A 4,724-nucleotide genomic window follows, 5' to 3' on the forward strand; every position below is an offset into this window, starting at 1 on the left:
CACCCGTTTTGGGATAATGCAGATTTTGAGAACTCTAAACAAGGATTCAAAGTCGAAGAATACAAACGTCCCAAGTTTGAAGTAACTTTTGACCCAACCAAGGAAAGCTATCAAGTCAAACAAAAGATTACAGCCAAAGGAAATGCAAAAGCATTTGCTGGAAGCAACATAACGGATGCCAAAGTGAATTATACAGTAACACGATATATCAAAAGTTATTTCCACTATTACAGTCCAGAAGATCCTGAAATCATTGCCACAGGAGAAACAAAAACAGATGCATCTGGAAAATTTAGCATTGATTTTATTGCCAAACCTTCTGACAATTTATCCAAAGAACAATTACCTGTGTTTGATTATCAAATTTCAGTAACGGTTACGGATGGCAATGGAGAAACTCATGATGCGAAAACGAATATTAAAGTGGGCTATCACACTTTGGAACTAAAAGCTACAATTCCAAAAAAAATAGAAACAAAAAACAAAAACGAAATTTTGCTCAATAGCACCAATCTTAACGGGGAATTTGTGGCTGCCAAAGGAGAAATAAAATTGTATCTGCTAAAAGAAAATGGTTCAAAATTTAAACCTAGGGTTTGGGAAATCCCTGATGTCAAAAGTATTTCCGATCAAGATTTTAATCGTCTTTTCCCTTACGAAATTAATGAACGAACAGACTTCCAATTAGAGCAAGGTATTTTGGTTTTTACTAATTCAGTAAATACTGAAAAAGATAAATCCTTCTCTCTTGATTTCATTTCTGATTACAAATCTGGAAATTACAGAATCGATTTTACGGCAAAAGACAAATTTGACAACCCAATTACAGTAAGTACGTTTTTTGAAATTGCCCAAAGTGAAGATACTCTAAACCTAAGCAAACTGATTACTTTAAAACAACTCAATAATGATCCAAAAAAAGACGGTTTTATATTGGTGCAACTAAAATCAGCCATTCCCGAACTTTTCATCATCACAACTGGGAATTATGATGGTAATCTGTTTTTTGAAGAAAATACGACTTTAAAAAACAATCAAGCCATTGTAAAAATTCCGTTGGGGAATGAATTTAAAAATTTCGTAAATATAGGTTTTGAAAGTGTTTTCGAAAACCAAACCTATGCCCAAAATTTGGTTGTGGTTTTAAAGGCAGAAGAACCCAAATTACTACTATTAGATGTTGAAAGTTTTAGAAATAAAATACGACCTGGGAGTGCCGAAAATTGGTCTTTTAAATTGAATGCCACCAATACTACTAAAGAATCAGAAATACTGGCATCGATGTATGACAGCTCATTGGATCAATTTACAAAACAAAATTGGCCGACTTTATATTTTGACTGCTATATGCACAATGGATTGAATTATAGATCCTCTATAGGATTTGACAAAACCAATTCATCAATCCGCAATCTCAATCCATATATAAAAAGCATCGAACTCAATAATGAAACCACAAAATTGATTTGGTTTGGATTTGATTTTAATGAACATTATTCTGTGTATCAGCAAAGAGAATACCAAAAACAACTCACCAAAAAAATCAAAAAACCACTTAATGCAAAATTAATTTCGGGTATTATTACAGACGACACAGGACTTCCTCTACCTGGAGTATATCTCTCAATAAACGGAACACAAAGAATCACTTCAACCGATTTTGACGGCTATTATGAAATTGAAGCAGCAATTGGAGAAATATTAAAAATTTCCTACATAGGTCTTAAATCACAAACCATTAACATTAATTCCAATCAGTTAGATGTTCAATTGGACCAAGAAGAATCTTCGTTAAAGGAAGTTGTTGTTACAGGTTTTGGTTCAATGAAAAAGAAAAATCTGACTACAGCTGCTGAAATAATTGAAGAAGATACATCTGTTCATAGTTTGGCTGGTATTGAAATGGAGCTTGAAGGCAAGGCGTCGGGAGTTACAATCAAAGAGACAGCTAACAGTAATGGAAAAACTCCTTTATATGTTGTAGATGGAGAACCTATGACTGCTGAGCAAGTAAAATTAATTTCTCCAAACGACATTCTTTCTGTGGAAGTAATAAAAAATGGAAAAGCAACTGCTTTATACGGAGAAAAAGGAAAAAACGGAGTCATCATTATCACTACCAAAAAAGCTCTTGAAGCTTTAAGTCAAGTTAAAGCCAGAAAAAATCCATCTGAAACTGCTTTCTTTTTTCCCAATCTAAAAACAGACGCCAATGGAAAAGTGAGCTTTAATTTTACTTCTCCAGATGCATTGACTGCCTGGAAACTCCGCTTATTGGCACACAATAAAGAGGCAGTTTCAGGTTATTTAGAAAAAAGTGTCATTACCCAAAAAGACCTGATGGTAATACCAAATTTTCCCAGATTCTTTAGAGAAAAAGATACCATTGTTATCAGCTCCAAAATCTCAAATATGACCAATGAAGGGAAAACAGGAATTGCTGTTTTACAGCTTTTTGATGCAACCACCATGCAGCCAATAGATATCAAAATGCTTAATGCAAAAAACGTCAAAAACTTTACTATTGCTTCTTTTGCAAGTACAACTGTCAATTGGACAATTGCAATTCCCGAAGGGCTGCAAGGGGTTCAATATAAAATTTTGGCAAAAGCTGGGAATTTCTCTGATGGAGAAGAAAACATACTCCCAGTTTTAACCAATAATATGCTAGTAACCGAAAGTATTTCTATTTGGATTCGGGAAAATTCAAAAAAAGAATACACGTTTGAGAATCTAAAAAACAACAATTCGAGTACTTTAAAAAACCAACAGTTTACACTGGAATATACTTCAAATCCATCTTGGATTGCCATTCAATCACTTCCATACTTGATGGAATACGAACACGAATGTGCCGAACAAACTTTCGCCCGATTTTATGCAAATGCTCTAGCTTCGGAAATCATTTCGAGTAATCCAAAAATCGCAACCGTTTTTGAAGATTGGAGAAAAAACGGAAAATTGAATTCGAAACTGGAAGAAAATGAGGAATTAAAATCGATGATTCTTGCCGAAACGCCTTGGCTAAACGATGCCCAAAGTGAAGACGAAAAGAAAAAGAATCTGGCATTACTTTTTGATTTAGAAAAAATGAAAAGCACACAGCAAACTACTTTCGACAAATTAAAACAAAAGCAAAAATCTTCTGGAGGATTTTCTTGGTTTGACGGAAACGACGAAAACGAATACATCACCAGACATATTTTGGCAGGATTAGGGCATTTGGCAAAATTAAATGCTGATGATGCAACTATTGAAAAAATAGATAAAATTTCTGAAAAAGGGATTCCGTTTCTTGATAGAAAATTTTTAGAGTATCATAAAATCAGAACTCAAAACCTGAAAACAACAGACAAATTAATTTGGATAAATCCCAATTCCGATTTACACTATCTCTATACCCGAAGTTTTTATTTAAAAGATTATCCTCTTTCTGATACTTTAAAGAAAATAACCAAACGCTATTTAGAAACTGCCAAAGAAAACTGGCTAAATTATTCTTTATATGAAAAAGGAATGACCGCTCTGGTACTGAATCGTTTTGACGAAAAAGCAACGGCCAAAAAAATTCTTGAAAGTCTAAAAGAAACGGCTTCCAACAACGAAGATTGGGGTATGTATTGGATTGCAAACAAAGTAGGCTTCTACTGGTATCAAGCGCCTATCGAAACTCAAGCTTTATTAATTGAAGCTTTTTCAGAAATTAATAACGACACAAAATCTGTCGATGCGATGAAAGTTTGGCTACTCAAAAACAAGCAAACCAAAAACTGGCCAACCACAAAAGGAACCACCGAAGCTGTTTATGCACTACTAATGCAAGGCTCTGATTGGCTGAGTGTAAAAGACAATACAATTTTCCAAATTGGAGAGCAGAAAATAGTAAGTAAAAAACTGTCCGAAAATGAAAAAGAAGCTGAGACTGGTTATATCAAACTCAATTGGAAAGCCGATGAAATCAAAAAAGATATGGCCACGATTTCAATCGAAAACAAATCGAAAGTTCCGGGTTTTGGAGGTGTTTATTGGCAATACTTTGAAGACTTGGATAAAATCAAAACCAATCCAGGTAACGTTTTATCCGTTTCCAAAGAATTATACCTAAAGAAAAGCGCCATAAAAGGAGATGAATTACAAAAAATAACAGCCAAAAATGGATTAAAAATAGGCGATTTGGTTACTGTTCGGTTAATTATTACAATCAAAGAAGATGTGGAATTTATTCACTTAAAAGATATGCGTGCTGCTTGTTTCGAACCTGTAGATGTACTTTCGAGCTATGAATACAAAGACGGATTGGGTTTCTATAAAAGTACTAAAGACACTGCAACCCATTTCTTTTTTGATCAAATAAACAAAGGAACTTATGTTCTGGAATATGACATTCGAGTAAATAATCTAGGTGATTTCTCCAACGGAATTTCAACAATTGAAAGTATGTATGCTCCAGAATTCACAAGTCATACCAAAGGAATTCGAGTAAACGTAAAAAATTAAGAAATTCTTTATTCAACCAAAAATCCGTCTCGTTAAATAAATGAGACGGATTTTTTATATACAAATAACATATAGAATACATTAGAATAACATAGCGGTCTTACTTTCGCAAAAACTAAAAATGAAAAGGAAAAGAAAAATTCCACTAGTGATTATAAGTGATGTCCATTTAGGAACTTATGGATGCCATGCCAAAGAATTACTGCAGTATTTAAAATCAATAAACC

At 33.7% G+C, this 4,724-nt stretch carries 1 protein-coding gene and 1 pseudogene; both read left to right on the forward strand.

Annotated elements, in window-relative coordinates:
* Nucleotides 1–4,497, forward strand: a 4,497-nt coding sequence (locus tag VFS71_RS10525) for an alpha-2-macroglobulin family protein (RefSeq protein WP_326401172.1), incomplete at its 5' end; no start/stop codon positions are given.
* A 121-nt stretch (nt 4,498–4,618) separates the two neighbouring features.
* A pseudogene (locus VFS71_RS10530) lies at nt 4,619–4,724 on the forward strand (UDP-2,3-diacylglucosamine diphosphatase); the annotation flags it as partial.

Origin of the sequence: Flavobacterium sp. (genome assembly GCF_035760125.1) — a bacterium.
Classification (GTDB): Bacteria; Bacteroidota; Bacteroidia; order Flavobacteriales; family Flavobacteriaceae; genus Flavobacterium.